Source organism: Aquariibacter albus (assembly GCF_014145335.1).
GTDB lineage: Bacteria > Pseudomonadota > Gammaproteobacteria > Burkholderiales > Burkholderiaceae_C > Aquariibacter > Aquariibacter albus.
In genome coordinates, this window is record NZ_JACIVI010000006.1 from 147414 (window position 1) to 160803 (window position 13390).

Below are 13390 nucleotides of genomic sequence, written 5' to 3' on the forward strand. Positions count from 1 at the left end.
CGGGCGGCGAAAGCCGCCTCAGCGGTCCTCGCCCCAGCCGGCCTGCCGGCCGCGCGGGCCGGCCGCGCGCTCCTCGGCGAACAACTGCTCCAGCTGCTGCCGGCCCGCGCGGGCCATGCCGACGAGGCGCTGCTGGTCGGCCCGGTGCGGACGCAGCGTCTCCAGCTGCTCGACCGAATGGCGGCGGAAGCGCAGCGCCAGCGTGCGGGCGGCATGCGGCGCCCAGCCCAGATGCTCCAGCGCACGGCGGCCGCTCATCAGGGCCGCGTCGAGCGTCTCGCGCTCGACATCCGCCACCCCGCGCTCGCGCAGCGCGAACCAGTGCTGCACATTGCGCGCGCGGGCCACGATGGGCAGCTGCGGGAAGTGCTCGCGCACCACGTCGACCACCTTCAGGCTCTGCTCGACATCGTCGATGGCCAGCACCAGCAGGCGGGCCTGGGCGGCGCCGGCGGCGCGCAGCAGGTCCAGCCGGGTGGCATCGCCCCAGAACACCGGGAAGCCGAAGCGGCGCAGGGTCTCGACCTGCTCGGCATCGTGGTCCAGCACGGTGGCCTGCACGCCATTGGCATGCAGCAGGCGGCCGACGATCTGCCCGTAGCGGCCGAAGCCCGCGATGATCACCGGCGCCGCATGGCCGGCCGCATCGCCGGTCGTGCCGCGCGCCAGGTGGCTGGCCGGGTCGGCCGGCGCCGTGCCGCCCGCCGCCGCATGGCGGGCCTGCAGGCGGTCCATCGCCAGCAGCAACAGGGGCGTCAGCAGCATCGACAGCGACACCGCACCCACCAGCACCGAAGCCGTCGCCCGGTCGATCACCCCGGCGCCCGAAGCCGCCTGGAACACCACGAAGGCGAACTCGCCGCCCTGCGCCAGCAGCAGCACGAAGAGCGGGCGCTCCGCCCGCGGCAGCTTCATCGCCACCGCCAGGCCCCACAGCACCGCGGCCTTCAGGCCGAGCAGGCCGAAGAGCGCGGCCAGCACCAGGCCGGGCGCGGCGGCCAGGGCCGCCAGGTCCACCGTCATGCCCACCGCCATGAAGAAGAGGCCGAGCAGCAGGCCCTTGAAGGGCTCGACATCGGTCTCCAGCGCGCGCTTGTATTCGCTTTCGGCCAGCAGCACGCCGGCCAGGAAGGCGCCCAGCGCCATTGACAGGCCGACCAGCTGCATGAGCGCCGCAATGCCCACCACCAGGCCCAGGGCCGCGGCGGTGAAGACCTCGGGCGTGCCCTTGCGCGCAATCCAGCGCAGCGCCGGCCGCAGCAGCAGCCGGCCGCCGAAGACGATGGCCGCGATCACTGCCGCCGCGCGCAGCGCCTCCCAGCCCGCGTGTGATGTGCTACCACCCGAGCCGCCCACCGCCAGCAGCGGGATCAGCGCCAGCGTCGGGATGGCCGCCACGTCCTGCAGCAGCAGGATGGCGAAGGCCGCCTGCCCACCCGCCGTCGGCAGGGCATTGCGCTCGGCCAGCACCTGCAGCGCGATCGCGGTGGAGGACAGCGCCAGGCCCAGCGCCGCCACCCCCGCCCAGGGCAGCGACCAGCCGGCCAGCCAGGCCCCCGCGCCCAGCACCGCCGCGCAGCCCAGCCACTGCGCGCTGCCCCAGCCCAGCAGCGGGCCGCGCAGGGCCCACAGGCGGCGCGGCTCCAGCTCCAGGCCGACGAGGAAGAGCATCAGCACCACGCCGAACTCGGCCACGTGCAGCACCGTCTGCGGATCGGCCACCAGGGCCAGGCCCTCGGGCCCGATCAGCAGGCCGGCCCCCAGGTAGCCGAGGATGGAGCCCAGGCCCAGTGCCCGCGCCAGCGGCACCACCAGCACCGCGGCCGCCAGGAAGACCAGGCTGCCCGCCAGCCAGGGGCTGACGGCCGAGGCGCCCGCCGCACCCTCGGCGGCGGCAGCCGGCATGGCGGCCAGGCCCAGGACCGCCAGGGCGGCGCCGGCCCGCGCGAGGGCCCTCATGCCCAGCCCCCGCCGGTGCGCGCCAGCGGCCGGGCCTCGGCGGGCACCGCGCACTCCACGCAGTCGCCGTCGAGCAGCCGCTGCCATGCCGGCACCGATGGCCAGCGCGCCAGCATGTCGCGCACCTGCGCGCCATGGGCCGCCAGGGCCGGCGCATCGAGCGCATGCGCATCGTGCAGGGCCAGCGGCGGCAGGTAGCGCAGGCCGCAGAGCCGGGCCGTCTGCGCCCAGGGCGCGAGGAAGGCGTCGAGCGTGTGGCGGTTGTGCCCGGCCGGCTCGTAGCTGGCCGCGCTGCCGCCCGTCGTCGGCAAGAGCCACAGGGCCTTGCCGCGCAACGCATCGGCCCCCGGCCCGTAGGCCCAGCCGAAGGCGAGCACCTCGTCGATCCACAGCTTCAGCAGCGCCGGCACGCTGTACCACTGCAGGGGGAAGGCCCAGACGATCAGCTCCGCCGCGGCCAGCCGTGCCTGCTCGGCCGGCACGTCGATCAGGTAATCGGGGTAGCGGGCGTAGAGGTCGAGCCACTCGACCGGCCCGCCCGGGCCGCTCAGCGGGGCCAGCGCGAGCTGAAGGGCGCGGTTGGCCCGCGAAGCCTGCAGATCGGGGTGGGCGAGCACGACGAGGATCCGGGCCATGGCAGCAGCGGGACGGGGGCGGGGCGGCTCGGGGCCGGCGAGCCGCCAGCATAGCGAGCCGGACCGGGCCCGCCGGCCCGCGACTTACCATGCCGCGATGGCCCGCCCGGACCGCCCGCCGCTCGACGAGAACCTCAGCTTCCGCAAGCTGGAGGTGCTGCTCGCCTTCCTCGACACCGGCAACCTGGCCCGTGCCGCCGAACGCCTGGGCACCAGCCCGGTCAGCGTGCACCGCGCCCTGCATGGGCTGGAGGACGCGATGCGCTGCGCGCTGTTCCGCCACGAAGGCCGGCAGCTGCTGCCGACCGAGGCTGCGCAGGTGCTCGGCGAAGTGGCCGACGAGGTGCTGCGCCTGATGGCCGAGGGCGTGCGCGCCACCCGCGCCGCCGGCGGCTACTCGGCCGACCGGCTGCGGCTCGGTGCGCTGTACTCGCTGACCATCCACACCGTGCCGGCCCTGCTGATGGCGATGAAGCTGCGGCTGCCGGCCCTGCAGTCGGAGCTGGTGCTGGGCTCCAATGCCGAGCTGCTGCGCCAGCTCGGCCAGGGCGGCATCGACGCCGCCCTGATCGGCGAGCCCGAGGCCCCCGGCCCCGAGCTGCTGTTCGCGCCGCTCTTCCAGGACGAGATCTTCTTCGCCGCCCCCCTCGGCTCCCGCCATGCCACACAGGCCCAGATCGACCTGCGCGACTGCGCCGAGGAACGCTTCGTCAGCCTCGGCGAGGGTTTCGCCACCTACGACGGCTTCCAGGCCGCCTTCCGCCAGGCCGGCTGCACGCCCCAGGTGGTGATGACGACCGGGGACATCTTCTCGCTGGTCAACCTGGTGGCCGGCGGCCTGGGCTGCACCCTGCTGCCCGGCCGCGTGCGCGGCCTGTTCGCGCAGAAGGTGCAGCTCATCCCGCTGGCGCCGGCCCACCGCATGCACCAGACCCTGGGCCTGGCCCTGCTGCGCGCCCGCGAGCGCGACCCCACCCTGCTGGCCCTGCTGGCGGCTTGCCGCACGGCCTGCACGACGGCCGGCTGAGCCGCCGCCGCAGCCCAGGGGGGGCCCTCGATCGTTTCGCCCAGCGTAAGGATCGACCGCCGCGCTTGATTGATCGGCCCGGGGCGGCCCCCTACCGTCGCGTCCCAGAAGCCCCGCCCGCCGCGGCGAGAGGCTCGTCCAAGAACACCCTGGAGACAAGACATGACTTCCCACTGGCTATCCATCGGCGTGCTCGCCGCGATGTTCGTGCTCGCCACGGCCCTGCCGATCAACATGGGCGTGATCGCCTTCGTCGGCGCCTTCCTCGTCGGCACCCTGGTGGCCGGCATGAAGGCCAAGGAGATCCTGGGCGGCTTCCCGGCCGACCTCTTCCTGACCCTGGTCGGCATCACCTACCTCTTCGCCCTGGCGCAGAACAACGGCACCATCGACTGGCTGGTGCGGCTGGCGGTGCGTGCGGTGCGCGGCCGCATCGCGGCCATCCCCTGGATCATGTTCTTCATCGCCGCCGGCCTGACGGCCGTCGGCGCGGTCAGCCCGGCGGCCGTGGCCATCATCGCGCCCATCGCGCTGGGCTTTGCCGCGAAACACAAGATCAGCCCGCTGCTGATGGGCCTGATGGTGATCCACGGCGCGCAGGGCGGCGGCTTCTCGCCGATCAGCATCTACGGCGGCATCACCAACAAGATCGTCGAGAAGGCCGGCCTGCCGCTCAGCGAGATGACGACCATGCTCGCCAGCCTGGGCGTGAACCTGGCCGTGGCCGCCCTGCTCTTCGTGATGCTCGGCGGCACCAAGCTGCTGAGCCAGCGCGTGGCGCTGGACCGCGGCACCGAGCCCGCCGACCCCGCCGCCGGCGCCGCCCAGGGCGCGCGCTGGACGCAGTGGGCCACCGTCATCGGCCTGCTGGTCCTGGCCGTGCTCACCCTGTTCTACAAGCAGGACATCGGCTTCGTCTCGATCACCCTCGGCCTGCTGCTGACCCTGGCGGCGCCCCAACTTCAGAAGGGTGCGCTGGGCCAGGTTTCGTGGCCCGAGATCATGCTGATCGTCGGCGTCAGCACCTACGTCGGCGTGATGCAGAAGATGGGCACCATCGACTTCGTCGGCCACAGCGTGGCCGGCCTCACCTCGCCGCTGATGGCCGCCCTGCTGCTGTGCGTGGTGGGTGCGGTGGTCTCGGCCTTCGCGTCCTCGACGGCGGTGCTGGGCTCGCTCATCCCCCTGGCCGTGCCCTTCCTGCAGGGCGACCACGGCGTCAGCGCCATCGGCTTCATCGCGGCGATGGCGGTGTCCTCGACCATCGTCGACGTGAGCCCCTTCTCCACCAACGGCGCCCTGGTGCTGGCCAATGCCCGCGGCATCCCGCGCGATGTGTTCTTCCGCCAGCTGATGATCTACGGCGCGGCGGTGACGGTGATCGCTCCGGTGCTGGTCTGGCTGCTCTTCGTGGTGCTGTGAGCGCCGCCGCACCCGCCCCCTCCCCTCCGACCCTGGACCCCATGACCCAAGCCCCCCGAGACTGGCAAGGCAAGGCCGCGCGGCGCGCGGCGCGCAAGGCGCGCGCGGCCACCGCCCTGGGCCCGGCCCTGCACGGCAAGCGCGTCGCGACCGAGGCCCTGGCCCGCCTGCTCGATGCGGTGATCGAGCCCTTCGACCGCATCGCCCTGGAAGGCAACAACCAGAAGCAGGCCGACTTCCTGGCCGACGGCCTGGTGCAGCTGGACCCGGCCCGCATCCACGACCTGCACATGGTGCAGTCGGTGCTGGCCCTGCCACAGCATCTGGACGTGTTCGAGCGCGGCCTGGCCAGCCGGCTGGACTTCAGCTTCTCCGGCCCGCAGGGCGCGCGCCTGGCCCGGCTGGTGCAGGAACAGCGCATCGCCATCGGCGCCATCCACACCTACCTGGAGCTGTTCTCGCGCTACTTCATCGACCTGAGTCCGCAGGTCGCGCTGGTCGCCGCGCAGTCGGCCGATGCCGAGGGCAACCTCTACACCGGCCCGAACACCGAGGACACGCCCGCCATCGTCGAGGCCACCGCCTTCTCCGGCGGCCTGGTGATCGCCCAGGTCAACGAATGGGTGGGACCGGGCCAGGCCCTGCCGCGGGTGGACATTCCGGGCGGCTGGGTGGACTTCGTCGTCGTCGCGCCGCAGCCCAATGTGATCGAGCCGCTCTTCACCCGCGACCCGGCGCAGATCAGCGAGATCCAGGTGCTGATGGCCATGATGGCCATCAAGGGTCTCTACGCCGAGTACGGCGTGCAGCGCCTGAACCACGGCATCGGCTTCGACACCGCGGCCATCGAGCTGCTGCTGCCGACCTACGCCGAATCGCTGGGCCTGAAGGGCCGGATCGCGAAGCACTGGGCGCTGAACCCGCACCCGGCGCTGATCCCGGCCATCGAGGCGGGCTGGGTGGAATCCATCCACTCCTTCGGCTCCGAGCTGGGCATGGAGGACTACGTCCGCGCGCGCAGCGACGTCTTCTTCACCGGCCCCGACGGCAGCCTGCGCAGCAACCGCGCCATGTGCCAGGCCGCCGGCCACTACGCCTGCGACCTCTTCATCGGCTCGACCCTGCAGATCGACCTGGACGGCAACTCCTCCACCGCCACGCGGGGCCGCATCGCCGGCTTCGGCGGCGCGCCCAATATGGGCGCCGACGCACGCGGCCGGCGCCACGCCAGCCCGGCCTGGCTGAAGGCCGGCGAGCAGGCCCGCGCCGGCCGCCGCGGCGCGGCCGGCACCCCGCGCGGGCAGAAGCTGGTCGTGCAGATGGTCGAGACCTTCCGCGAGCACATGCAGCCCGCCTTCGTCGAGCGGCTCGACGCCTGGACGCTGCAGGAGCAGGCCGGCATGGCGCTGCCGCCCATCATGATCTACGGCGAGGACGTGACGCACATCCTCACCGAGGAAGGCCTCGCCAACCTGCTGCTGTGCCGCAGCGATGAGGAGCGCGAGCAGGCCATCCGCGGCGTCGCCGGCTACACCCCGGTCGGCCTGGCCCGCGACGCGCGCATGGTGGAGAACCTGCGCGACCGCGGCGTGATCCGCCGCCCGCAGGACCTGGGCATCGACCCGCGCGACGCCACCCGCAAGCTGCTCGCCGCCCACAACATGCGCGACCTCGTGCGCGCCTCCGGCGGCCTCTACCAGCCGCCCCGGCGCTTCCGCAACTGGTGAGCTTCGAGGACATCCCATGAGCCTTTCCCCGGGCTTCGAAACCCTGGACTTCCACTTCCCCGGCGGCCGGCCGGCCGGCGCCTTCGCGCCGGTGCTGGTCGGCGTGCCGGGCTCCGGCAACCTGGAGCTGCTGTTCGAGCCGGACGACGGCCCGGGCTGCACCGTCCGCATCGAAACCTCGGCCCGCGGCTTCGGCCCGATCTGGGCCGCCGTGCTGGCCGACTTCCACCGCCGCCACCCGCTGTCCGGGCTGCGCGTGTCCATCCACGACCTCGGCGCCACGCCCGCCGTCGTCAGCCTGCGCCTCGATCAGGCCGCCGCGGAGCTGCGCCCATGAGCCTCCCCCTGAGCTTTGCCGAATGCACGGCCCGCGAACGCGTGGCCGCCCTGCTCGACCCCGGCAGCTTCCACGAATGGCTGCCGCCGGCCGAGCGGGTGATGAGCCCGCACCTGGCCGTGCTCGGCGTGCCGCCGGCCTTCGACGACGGCATCGTCATCGGCCGCGGCCGCCTGGACGGCCAGCCGGTCTTCCTGGCCGCGCAGGAGGGCGGCTTCCTCGGCGGCGGCGTCGGCGAAGTCCACGGCGCCAAGCTGGCCGGCCTGCTGCAGCGCGCGGCGGCCGAGCGGCCGCAGGCCGTGCTGCTGCTGGCCGAATCCGGCGGCGTGCGGCTGCACGAGGCCAATGCCGGCCTGATCGCCGTGGCCGAAGTCATGCGCGCCCTGCTGGACTGCCGCGCCGCCGGCGTGCCGGTGATCGTGCTGATCGGCGGCAGCAACGGCTGCTTCGGCGGCATGGGCCTGGTGGCGCACTGCGCCGACCACCTGCTGATCAGCGAGCTGGGCCGGCACGCCATGTCCGGCCCCGAAGTGATCGAGGCCAGCCACGGCGTGGACGAGTTCGACGCCCGCGACCGCGCCCTGGTCTGGCGCACCACCGGCGGCAAGCACCGCTGGCTGAGCGGCGACTGCGATGCCCTGCTCGACGACGACGTGGCCGCCTTCCGCACCGCGGCCATCGAGCGCCTGGGCCGCTCGCGCCCGGTGACGCTGGCCGCGCTGGAAGCCGAGCACGCCCTGCTGGCCGAGCGCCTGCACCTGGCGCCCGAGGCCGACTGGCCCGGCGACGGCAGCGAGCCGGTGGCCTTCTGGACCGCGCTCGGCGTGCCCGAGGCCGCCCGCGTGCCCGACCTGGACGCCGCCGCCCTGCGCCCCCTGCGCGCCCGCACGCTGGAAGGAGCGCCCCAATGAACTGGCAGGCCCTGCTCGACGCCCTCGCCGGCCCCGGCCACGACGTCCAGGTCGAGGACGAGGTGCTGCGCGGCACCCTCCGCTTCGACGGCCAGGACCTGGCCGTCATCGGCACCACCGACCACGCACCCATCGGCGTGGCCCGCGCGCTGGCCCAGGCCCGCGCGGTGCTGGACACCGTGCGCGACCACCCCGGCCGGCCCATCCTGCTGCTGGTCGACACCCAGGGCCAGCAGCTGCGACGGCGCGACGAGATGCTCGGCATCCACCGCGCCATGGCCCACCTCGGCAAGGCCGTGGACCTGGCGCGGCGGCGCGGCCACCGCATCGTCGGCCTGGTCTACGACCAGGCCTTGTCGGGCGGCTTCCTCACCTCGGGCCTGATGGCCGATGTCTGCGACGCCCTGCCCGAGGCCGAGATCCGCGTGATGCGCCTGCCCGCCATGGCCCGCGTCACCAAGCTGCCGGAGGAAAGGCTGGCCGAGCTGTCGCGCGACAACCCCGTCTTCGCCCCCGGGGTGGACAACTACGTGGCCATGGGCGGCGTGCGCGCGCTCTGGTCGCCGCAGAACCTGGCCGCCGGCCTGCGCGCCGCCCTGGCCGCCAGCGGCCAGCCCGACCGCCGCGCGCTCGACGGCGCCGAACGCGGTGGCCGCAAGCTGGCCGCCGAGGTCATGCAGCGCGTGCGGAGCGCCGCATGAGCCCGCTGCGCCGCCACCAGCTCGCCTGGCCGACGGAGGCCGGCTGGCAGCGCCTGCTCGCCCGCCCCTGGGATGCCGAGGCCCGCGCCGCCCTGCAGCACTGGGCCGGGCAGGCCCTGCCGCTGGTCATCGGCCGCGGCCAGCCCGCCCCGGGCGAACTGGCCCTGGGCCTGCCGGCGCCCGCCTGCTTCGGCCGGCGGCGCCTGGCCCTGAGCCTGCCGCCCGGCGAGCTGCGCTTCCTCGACGACTTCCCCGCCCTGGACGCCCTGATCCGCAACCTGCCGCGCTGGCACCGCGCCCCCTTCCGCCGCCTCGCCCTCGTGCTGCACGGGCTGGGCCTGCAGGCGCGGGTCTACGGCAGCCACGGCTGGCAGCTGATCACCGGCCTGGACCACCTGCGGCCGGGCTCCGACCTCGACCTCTGGCTGGCCGTGGCCGACAGCGCCGAAGCCGACCGCGCCGCCGCCGCCCTGGCCGGCTTCGAGGCGGCGCCCGGCCTGCCGCGGCTGGACGGCGAGCTGGTCTTCCCCGACGGCCGCGCCGTCGCCTGGCGCGAATGGCGCCAGCAGCGCGCCCGCCAGCCCAGCGGCCCGGTGCTGGTCAAACGCATCGACGGCCAGGCCCTGCAGGCCGCCGTGCCCGCCCTGTTCGACCGCCGCTGGCCCGCCCAGCAGGCCCTGGATGCGCCCAGCCTGGAACGCTTCGAGGGCCGCATGCCCTGGCTCGGCCGCCCCGCAGCGGCCCCGGCGGAACTGGCCGCATGAGCCGCCCGGCCCCCGCCCGGCCCAGCCCCCCCGCAGCGGCCGGCCGGCCGTCCCGGGCGGCGGCGGCGCCCGCCTGCCGCCCGGCCGGCACCCCGCAGGCCCTGGGCCGCGCCGCCACCGTCGCGCTCTACGAGGAGCTGGCCCTCGCGCCCAAGCCCGGCCTGGTCTCCTTCGTCGACCGCGGCAGCCACCACGACATGGACGGCGCCACCTTCCTGCGCAGCCTCTTCGCGCTGCGCGGCTACTTCGTCGCCATCGCCCGGCTGGGCGCCGAGGGCGCCGCCTTCCCCGCGCTGGAAGCCTGCGGCCAGGCCGCCGAGGCGCGCATGCTGGCGGCCACCGGCGGCATCAACACCCACCGCGGCGCCGTCTTCAGCCTGGGCCTGCTGTGTGCGGCCGGCGGGGCTGCCGCGGCAGCCGGCGAAGCCCTGAGCCCGGCGGCGATCCGCGCCCGCCTGCGCCGGCACTGGGGCGAAGCCCTGCAAGCCCGCCGCCTGCGCCCGCCGCGCCTGCCCGGCGGCCTGGCCGCGCAGCGCCTGGGCCTGCGCAGCGCCTCCGACGAAGCGGCCGACGCCTTCCCCGTGCTCTTCGACCACACCCTGCCCACCCTGCAGGCCGGCCGGGCCCGCGGCCTGGACCCCGCCAGCGCGCGGCTGGACGCCCTGCTCGCCACCGTCGCCGTGCTGGACGACAGCAACCTCGCCCTGCGCGGCGGCCGGGCCGGGCTGGACTGGGCCCGCGCCGCCGCGCGCGACTTCCTCGCGGCCGGGGGCGCCGGCCGCCCCGGCGGCCGGGCCGCGGCCTGGGCCCTGCACCGCGCCTTCGTCGCCCGCCGCCTCTCGCCCGGCGGCGCCGCCGACCTGCTCGCCGCCGCCTGCTGGCTGGAACGCGTCGGCCGCCTGGGCCAAGGCGCGCCGGCCCCGGCCGCAGCCGGCGCATCGCCCCGAAACCCGCGATGAGCTGGGTACTGCTCTTCAGCGGCCAGGGCAGCCAACACCCGGCCATGCTGCCCTGGCTGGACCCCGCCGACCCCCTGCTGCGCGAAGCCGCCCGCCGCCTGGGCGCCGCCGACTGGCGTGCCGTGCTGGCCGATCCGGCACGGCGACACCGCAACGCCGAAGCGCAACTGCTGCTCAATGCCAGCGCCCTGGCCGCCTGGCACCAGCTGGCCCCCGGCCTGCCGCCGCCCTGCGCCGTGGCCGGCTACAGCGTCGGCGAACTGGCCGCCGCCTCGGCCGCCGGCGCCTTCGACGCCGCCACCGCGCTGGACCTGGCCGAAGCCCGCGCCCGCGCCATGGACGCCTGCGCCGCCCGCGAACCCGGCGGCCTCATCGCCCTGGCCGGCCCCGCGCCCGACGCCCTCCTGGCCCTGGCCCAAACCGCCGGCCTGCACCTGGCCATCGACCGCCTGCCCGCCCTGTGCATTGCCGGCGGCCCGCCCACCGCGCTGGACCGCGCCGAACAAGCCGCCGCCCAGGCCGGCGCGCAAGCCACCCGGCTGGCCGTGGACCTCGCCTCGCATACCCCGGCCATGCAGGCCGCGGCCACCGCCTTCGCCCTGCACCTGGCCCACACCCCCGTGCAAGCCCCCCGCCTGCCCCTGCTGGCCGCCGACGGCGCCCAGCCCGTGCGCCACGCCGCCGAAGCCCGCGCCCGCCTCGCCGGCCAGATCGCAAAGCCGCTGTGCTGGCGCGGCGTCGTCGAACAACTGGCCGACCAGGCACCGAAAGCCGTCCTGGAGATCGGACCCGGCAACGCCCTGGCCCGCGACTGGGCCAACCGCTTCCCCCACCTCCCCGCCCGCTCCGCCGACGAATTCCGCAGCGCCGCCGCCGTGCAGGCCTGGGTGCGCAGGCAGTTGGAACGCTGAGGGCCGGTCTGCGGGATTCGGCTGCGGCCGGGGGCGTCTGACGGCGCGCCGGGATGGGCTGGCGCGGGTTGAAAAGAAACCGCGGCGCAAAGCGAGCTGACAGGCGACATGCGCAACGCCTGTCAGGCCCAACCACACGCTGACGAATTGCGCAGTCAACCGGCCAGGGCTGGGTTCTGCGTCGGTCTGCCGCTGCCTGCGCCCGGCATGGGGCGCACCACACGACAGCAGCCCATACCGTGAGGATTTAGGCCGGATAAAGCCTGAACACAAGCCCGCTGATGACGGTGTACGCATGCTCTGGGCAGAGGAGGACAGCTCCGCTATCCTGTGCTTATGCGTCATGCGCAGCGCGCGTTAGACATCAAGCGCGGATGGCTGGAGTGACGTCCATTACACGTTAGAGCTCACGACAGAAACTCGCCAACCTATGAAGATCACTGAGACTCCTGTCGATTCAAAGTCACTGGCCGACTTGACCTCGTTTGCGAACGGCATTCTCGAAATGCTTCCAAAGCGTGATCCAGATTCAGAATTTCTGGATGTGATTGATCAGACCTTGTATGACTGGCAGCAATCTGGAGCCAATCCTGTCGAAGGGGTTGAGGAAGACGATCTGATCTATGCATTGGGAGTTCTCTGGGGCAACCATCTCGTCAAAGAACATGCATGGAGATGGGCCGATCTCACCTTCCACGAGTTCAATGATTGGACTGGCCGTGCCGTCGTTTCGGAATCAGGCTCGCTTTCAATATTGCCGTTCGCCTATATCCGCGAATGCCTAGATGGCGAAGACGAAGTGAAGATCAGTGCCGTGCCCGTTGCTCTGCGATCGAATGTAATCCCAGAGTTCCCTCCTGGCACCTTCGAGAATGTGATGCATGGGCTCCAAAGAATCGTGCCGCGCGGGTGAGCCCTAACCCTTCCATCGAGAGGACATGACCCAGCAAGCCGGGTCATGCCTCTCATGTCAAACGTTAGCCAGCACACCATGCTCATCCGCAACTTCAAACCAGCCGATGCTGATGAATTGAGGCAAGTTTTCTATTTGTCCGTCCATGATCTTGCGAGAAATTTCTACACGCCAGAACAACTAGATGTTTGGGCACCAGAGAGTTATGACAAACAGTCGTGGCTGCAAAGGCTCTCTGCGAACAATCCTTTCGTGGCCACTATTGACGGTCAGATTGCTGGATTCGCCGACCTCCAGAGCACTGGTTACATTGATCAATTCTTCGTTGCAAGCTCATTTGCCAGGCGTGGTGTTGGGGCGACACTGATGCATCACATACTTGGCGCGGCATTGGATAGGCGCATAGATCATGTGTATTCGCACGTTAGCTTGGCCGCAGAGCAATTCTTCTCCAATCATGGCTTCAGTGTTACTGAGCGCAGAGTGGTTCGCGTCAAAGACATCGAGATGGCGAATGCCAGAATGGAAAGAAGTGCTGGCTAACAATTCATTCAAGCCGACGCCGCTTCGCGGCGCGGCTTAATTCAGACGTTAGGCATCACAAACAAGCCACGGAGGTCCTCATGCTTCGCAGAACTGCCATCGCATTCGCAGCCCTTTCCGCCGCCAGCTGGGCCTTTGCCTCTGGCCCTTCAACCACTGAGCCAGCGCAGGCTGCCGCATTGGCTTGGCTCAACCTCGTCGACGCTGCGGACTCCCGGTCAAGTTGGGAACAGGCGTCAGTCAACTTCAAGTCTGCAGTCACCAGTGCGCAGTGGTCACAAGCCCTGAACGGAGTACGCGGTCCGCTCGGCGCGCTTCGGCAACGAGAGCAAAAGACCGCTCAGTCCACAAAGTCGCTTCCTGGGGCTCCAGACGGTCAATACGTGGTGCTTCAGTACCAGTCTTCATTCCAGAGCAAGGCAAACGCAACCGAGACCGTGACGGTGGTCTTGGACCCAGACGGATCTTGGCGGGTTGTCGGTTACTTCATCAAGTAGCAGCGCGGTGCCGGGCGCGGTGATGCCTAACCCCTCGCTCAAGCTGACCCGCTACGGCAGCCGTCGCAAGCCTTGTGTGCGGCG

Annotated in this window: 14 protein-coding genes; 12 read left to right on the forward strand and 2 right to left on the reverse strand. The window is 72.4% G+C overall.

Going from position 1 to position 13390, the window contains the following annotated elements; genetic code table 11:
• Window positions 1-18: 18 nt before the first annotated feature.
• Together kefC and kefF are read right to left on the reverse strand one after the other, a co-directional pair.
• Complete coding sequence (gene kefC, locus H4F90_RS14165) at window positions 19-1905, reverse strand: glutathione-regulated potassium-efflux system protein KefC (RefSeq protein WP_182665791.1); 1887 nt, start codon at window positions 1903-1905, stop codon at window positions 19-21.
• A 50-nt stretch (window positions 1906-1955) separates the two neighbouring features.
• On the reverse strand, window positions 1956-2594 hold the full coding sequence (gene kefF, locus H4F90_RS14170; protein ID WP_182665713.1) for a glutathione-regulated potassium-efflux system oxidoreductase KefF: 639 nt from the start codon (window positions 2592-2594) through the stop codon (window positions 1956-1958).
• Between the two features lie 97 nt (window positions 2595-2691).
• Here kefF and H4F90_RS14175 point away from each other — a divergent pair, with 97 nt between their 5' ends.
• The 12 genes from H4F90_RS14175 to H4F90_RS15885 all read left to right on the forward strand — a co-directional run bounded on the left by H4F90_RS14175 (window position 2692) and on the right by H4F90_RS15885 (window position 13306).
• Window positions 2692-3621 carry a LysR family transcriptional regulator gene (locus tag H4F90_RS14175; protein WP_182665715.1) on the forward strand — a complete coding sequence of 310 codons (930 nt, stop codon included), beginning with the start codon at window positions 2692-2694 and terminating at the stop codon, window positions 3619-3621.
• Window positions 3622-3783: 162 nt separating this feature from the next.
• On the forward strand, window positions 3784-5043 hold the full coding sequence (locus H4F90_RS14180; RefSeq protein ID WP_182665717.1) for an SLC13 family permease: 1260 nt from the start codon (window positions 3784-3786) through the stop codon (window positions 5041-5043).
• A gap of 41 nt (window positions 5044-5084) precedes the next feature.
• Window positions 5085-6770 carry a malonate decarboxylase subunit alpha gene (gene mdcA, locus H4F90_RS14185; RefSeq protein WP_182665719.1) on the forward strand — a complete coding sequence of 562 codons (1686 nt, stop codon included), beginning with the start codon at window positions 5085-5087 and terminating at the stop codon, window positions 6768-6770.
• Window positions 6771-6786: 16 nt separating this feature from the next.
• Window positions 6787-7107, forward strand: coding sequence for a malonate decarboxylase acyl carrier protein (mdcC, locus tag H4F90_RS14190; protein ID WP_182665721.1), 321 nt, complete (start codon window positions 6787-6789; stop codon window positions 7105-7107).
• Window positions 7104-8018 carry a biotin-independent malonate decarboxylase subunit beta gene (locus tag H4F90_RS14195; RefSeq protein WP_182665723.1) on the forward strand — a complete coding sequence of 305 codons (915 nt, stop codon included), beginning with the start codon at window positions 7104-7106 and terminating at the stop codon, window positions 8016-8018. Before mdcC ends, H4F90_RS14195 begins: the two co-directional genes overlap by 4 nt.
• The gene (gene mdcE, locus H4F90_RS14200; protein WP_182665725.1) at window positions 8015-8719 is read left to right on the forward strand and encodes a biotin-independent malonate decarboxylase subunit gamma; all 705 of its coding nucleotides are present in this window, start codon (window positions 8015-8017) and stop codon (window positions 8717-8719) included. The genes H4F90_RS14195 and mdcE overlap by 4 nt, the downstream gene beginning before the upstream one ends.
• The gene (mdcG, locus tag H4F90_RS14205; protein ID WP_182665727.1) at window positions 8716-9483 is read left to right on the forward strand and encodes a malonate decarboxylase holo-[acyl-carrier-protein] synthase; all 768 of its coding nucleotides are present in this window, start codon (window positions 8716-8718) and stop codon (window positions 9481-9483) included. Before mdcE ends, mdcG begins: the two co-directional genes overlap by 4 nt.
• Window positions 9480-10442: a triphosphoribosyl-dephospho-CoA synthase gene (locus H4F90_RS14210; RefSeq protein ID WP_182665729.1), complete on the forward strand. Its 963-nt coding sequence runs from the start codon at window positions 9480-9482 to the stop codon at window positions 10440-10442. Before mdcG ends, H4F90_RS14210 begins: the two co-directional genes overlap by 4 nt.
• Window positions 10439-11353: an acyltransferase domain-containing protein gene (locus H4F90_RS14215; RefSeq protein ID WP_182665731.1), complete on the forward strand. Its 915-nt coding sequence runs from the start codon at window positions 10439-10441 to the stop codon at window positions 11351-11353. Before H4F90_RS14210 ends, H4F90_RS14215 begins: the two co-directional genes overlap by 4 nt.
• 430 nt (window positions 11354-11783) lie before the next feature.
• Complete coding sequence (locus H4F90_RS14220; protein WP_182665733.1) at window positions 11784-12266, forward strand: hypothetical protein; 483 nt, start codon at window positions 11784-11786, stop codon at window positions 12264-12266.
• A gap of 78 nt (window positions 12267-12344) precedes the next feature.
• Window positions 12345-12809, forward strand: a complete 465-nt coding sequence (locus H4F90_RS14225) for a GNAT family N-acetyltransferase (protein ID WP_182665735.1) — start codon at window positions 12345-12347, stop codon at window positions 12807-12809.
• An 80-nt stretch (window positions 12810-12889) separates the two neighbouring features.
• A complete protein-coding gene (locus tag H4F90_RS15885; RefSeq protein WP_182665737.1) occupies window positions 12890-13306 on the forward strand; it encodes a DUF4019 domain-containing protein in 417 nt (138 codons plus the stop codon).
• Window positions 13307-13390: the final 84 nt, after the last annotated feature.

What these genes read in the sequence shown, in the direction of transcription:
- kefC (WP_182665791.1), bottom strand. Translation starts at nt 1,905, where the DNA reads ATGCCGGCTGCCGCCGCCGAGGGTGCGGCGGGCGCCTCGGCCGTCAGC.
- kefF (WP_182665713.1), bottom strand. Translation starts at nt 2,594, where the DNA reads ATGGCCCGGATCCTCGTCGTGCTCGCCCACCCCGATCTGCAGGCTTCG.
- H4F90_RS14175 (WP_182665715.1), top strand. Translation starts at nt 2,692, where the DNA reads ATGGCCCGCCCGGACCGCCCGCCGCTCGACGAGAACCTCAGCTTCCGC.
- H4F90_RS14180 (WP_182665717.1), top strand. Translation starts at nt 3,784, where the DNA reads ATGACTTCCCACTGGCTATCCATCGGCGTGCTCGCCGCGATGTTCGTG.
- mdcA (WP_182665719.1), top strand. Translation starts at nt 5,085, where the DNA reads ATGACCCAAGCCCCCCGAGACTGGCAAGGCAAGGCCGCGCGGCGCGCG.
- mdcC (WP_182665721.1), top strand. Translation starts at nt 6,787, where the DNA reads ATGAGCCTTTCCCCGGGCTTCGAAACCCTGGACTTCCACTTCCCCGGC.
- H4F90_RS14195 (WP_182665723.1), top strand. Translation starts at nt 7,104, where the DNA reads ATGAGCCTCCCCCTGAGCTTTGCCGAATGCACGGCCCGCGAACGCGTG.
- mdcE (WP_182665725.1), top strand. Translation starts at nt 8,015, where the DNA reads ATGAACTGGCAGGCCCTGCTCGACGCCCTCGCCGGCCCCGGCCACGAC.
- mdcG (WP_182665727.1), top strand. Translation starts at nt 8,716, where the DNA reads ATGAGCCCGCTGCGCCGCCACCAGCTCGCCTGGCCGACGGAGGCCGGC.
- H4F90_RS14210 (WP_182665729.1), top strand. Translation starts at nt 9,480, where the DNA reads ATGAGCCGCCCGGCCCCCGCCCGGCCCAGCCCCCCCGCAGCGGCCGGC.
- H4F90_RS14215 (WP_182665731.1), top strand. Translation starts at nt 10,439, where the DNA reads ATGAGCTGGGTACTGCTCTTCAGCGGCCAGGGCAGCCAACACCCGGCC.
- H4F90_RS14220 (WP_182665733.1), top strand. Translation starts at nt 11,784, where the DNA reads ATGAAGATCACTGAGACTCCTGTCGATTCAAAGTCACTGGCCGACTTG.
- H4F90_RS14225 (WP_182665735.1), top strand. Translation starts at nt 12,345, where the DNA reads ATGCTCATCCGCAACTTCAAACCAGCCGATGCTGATGAATTGAGGCAA.
- H4F90_RS15885 (WP_182665737.1), top strand. Translation starts at nt 12,890, where the DNA reads ATGCTTCGCAGAACTGCCATCGCATTCGCAGCCCTTTCCGCCGCCAGC.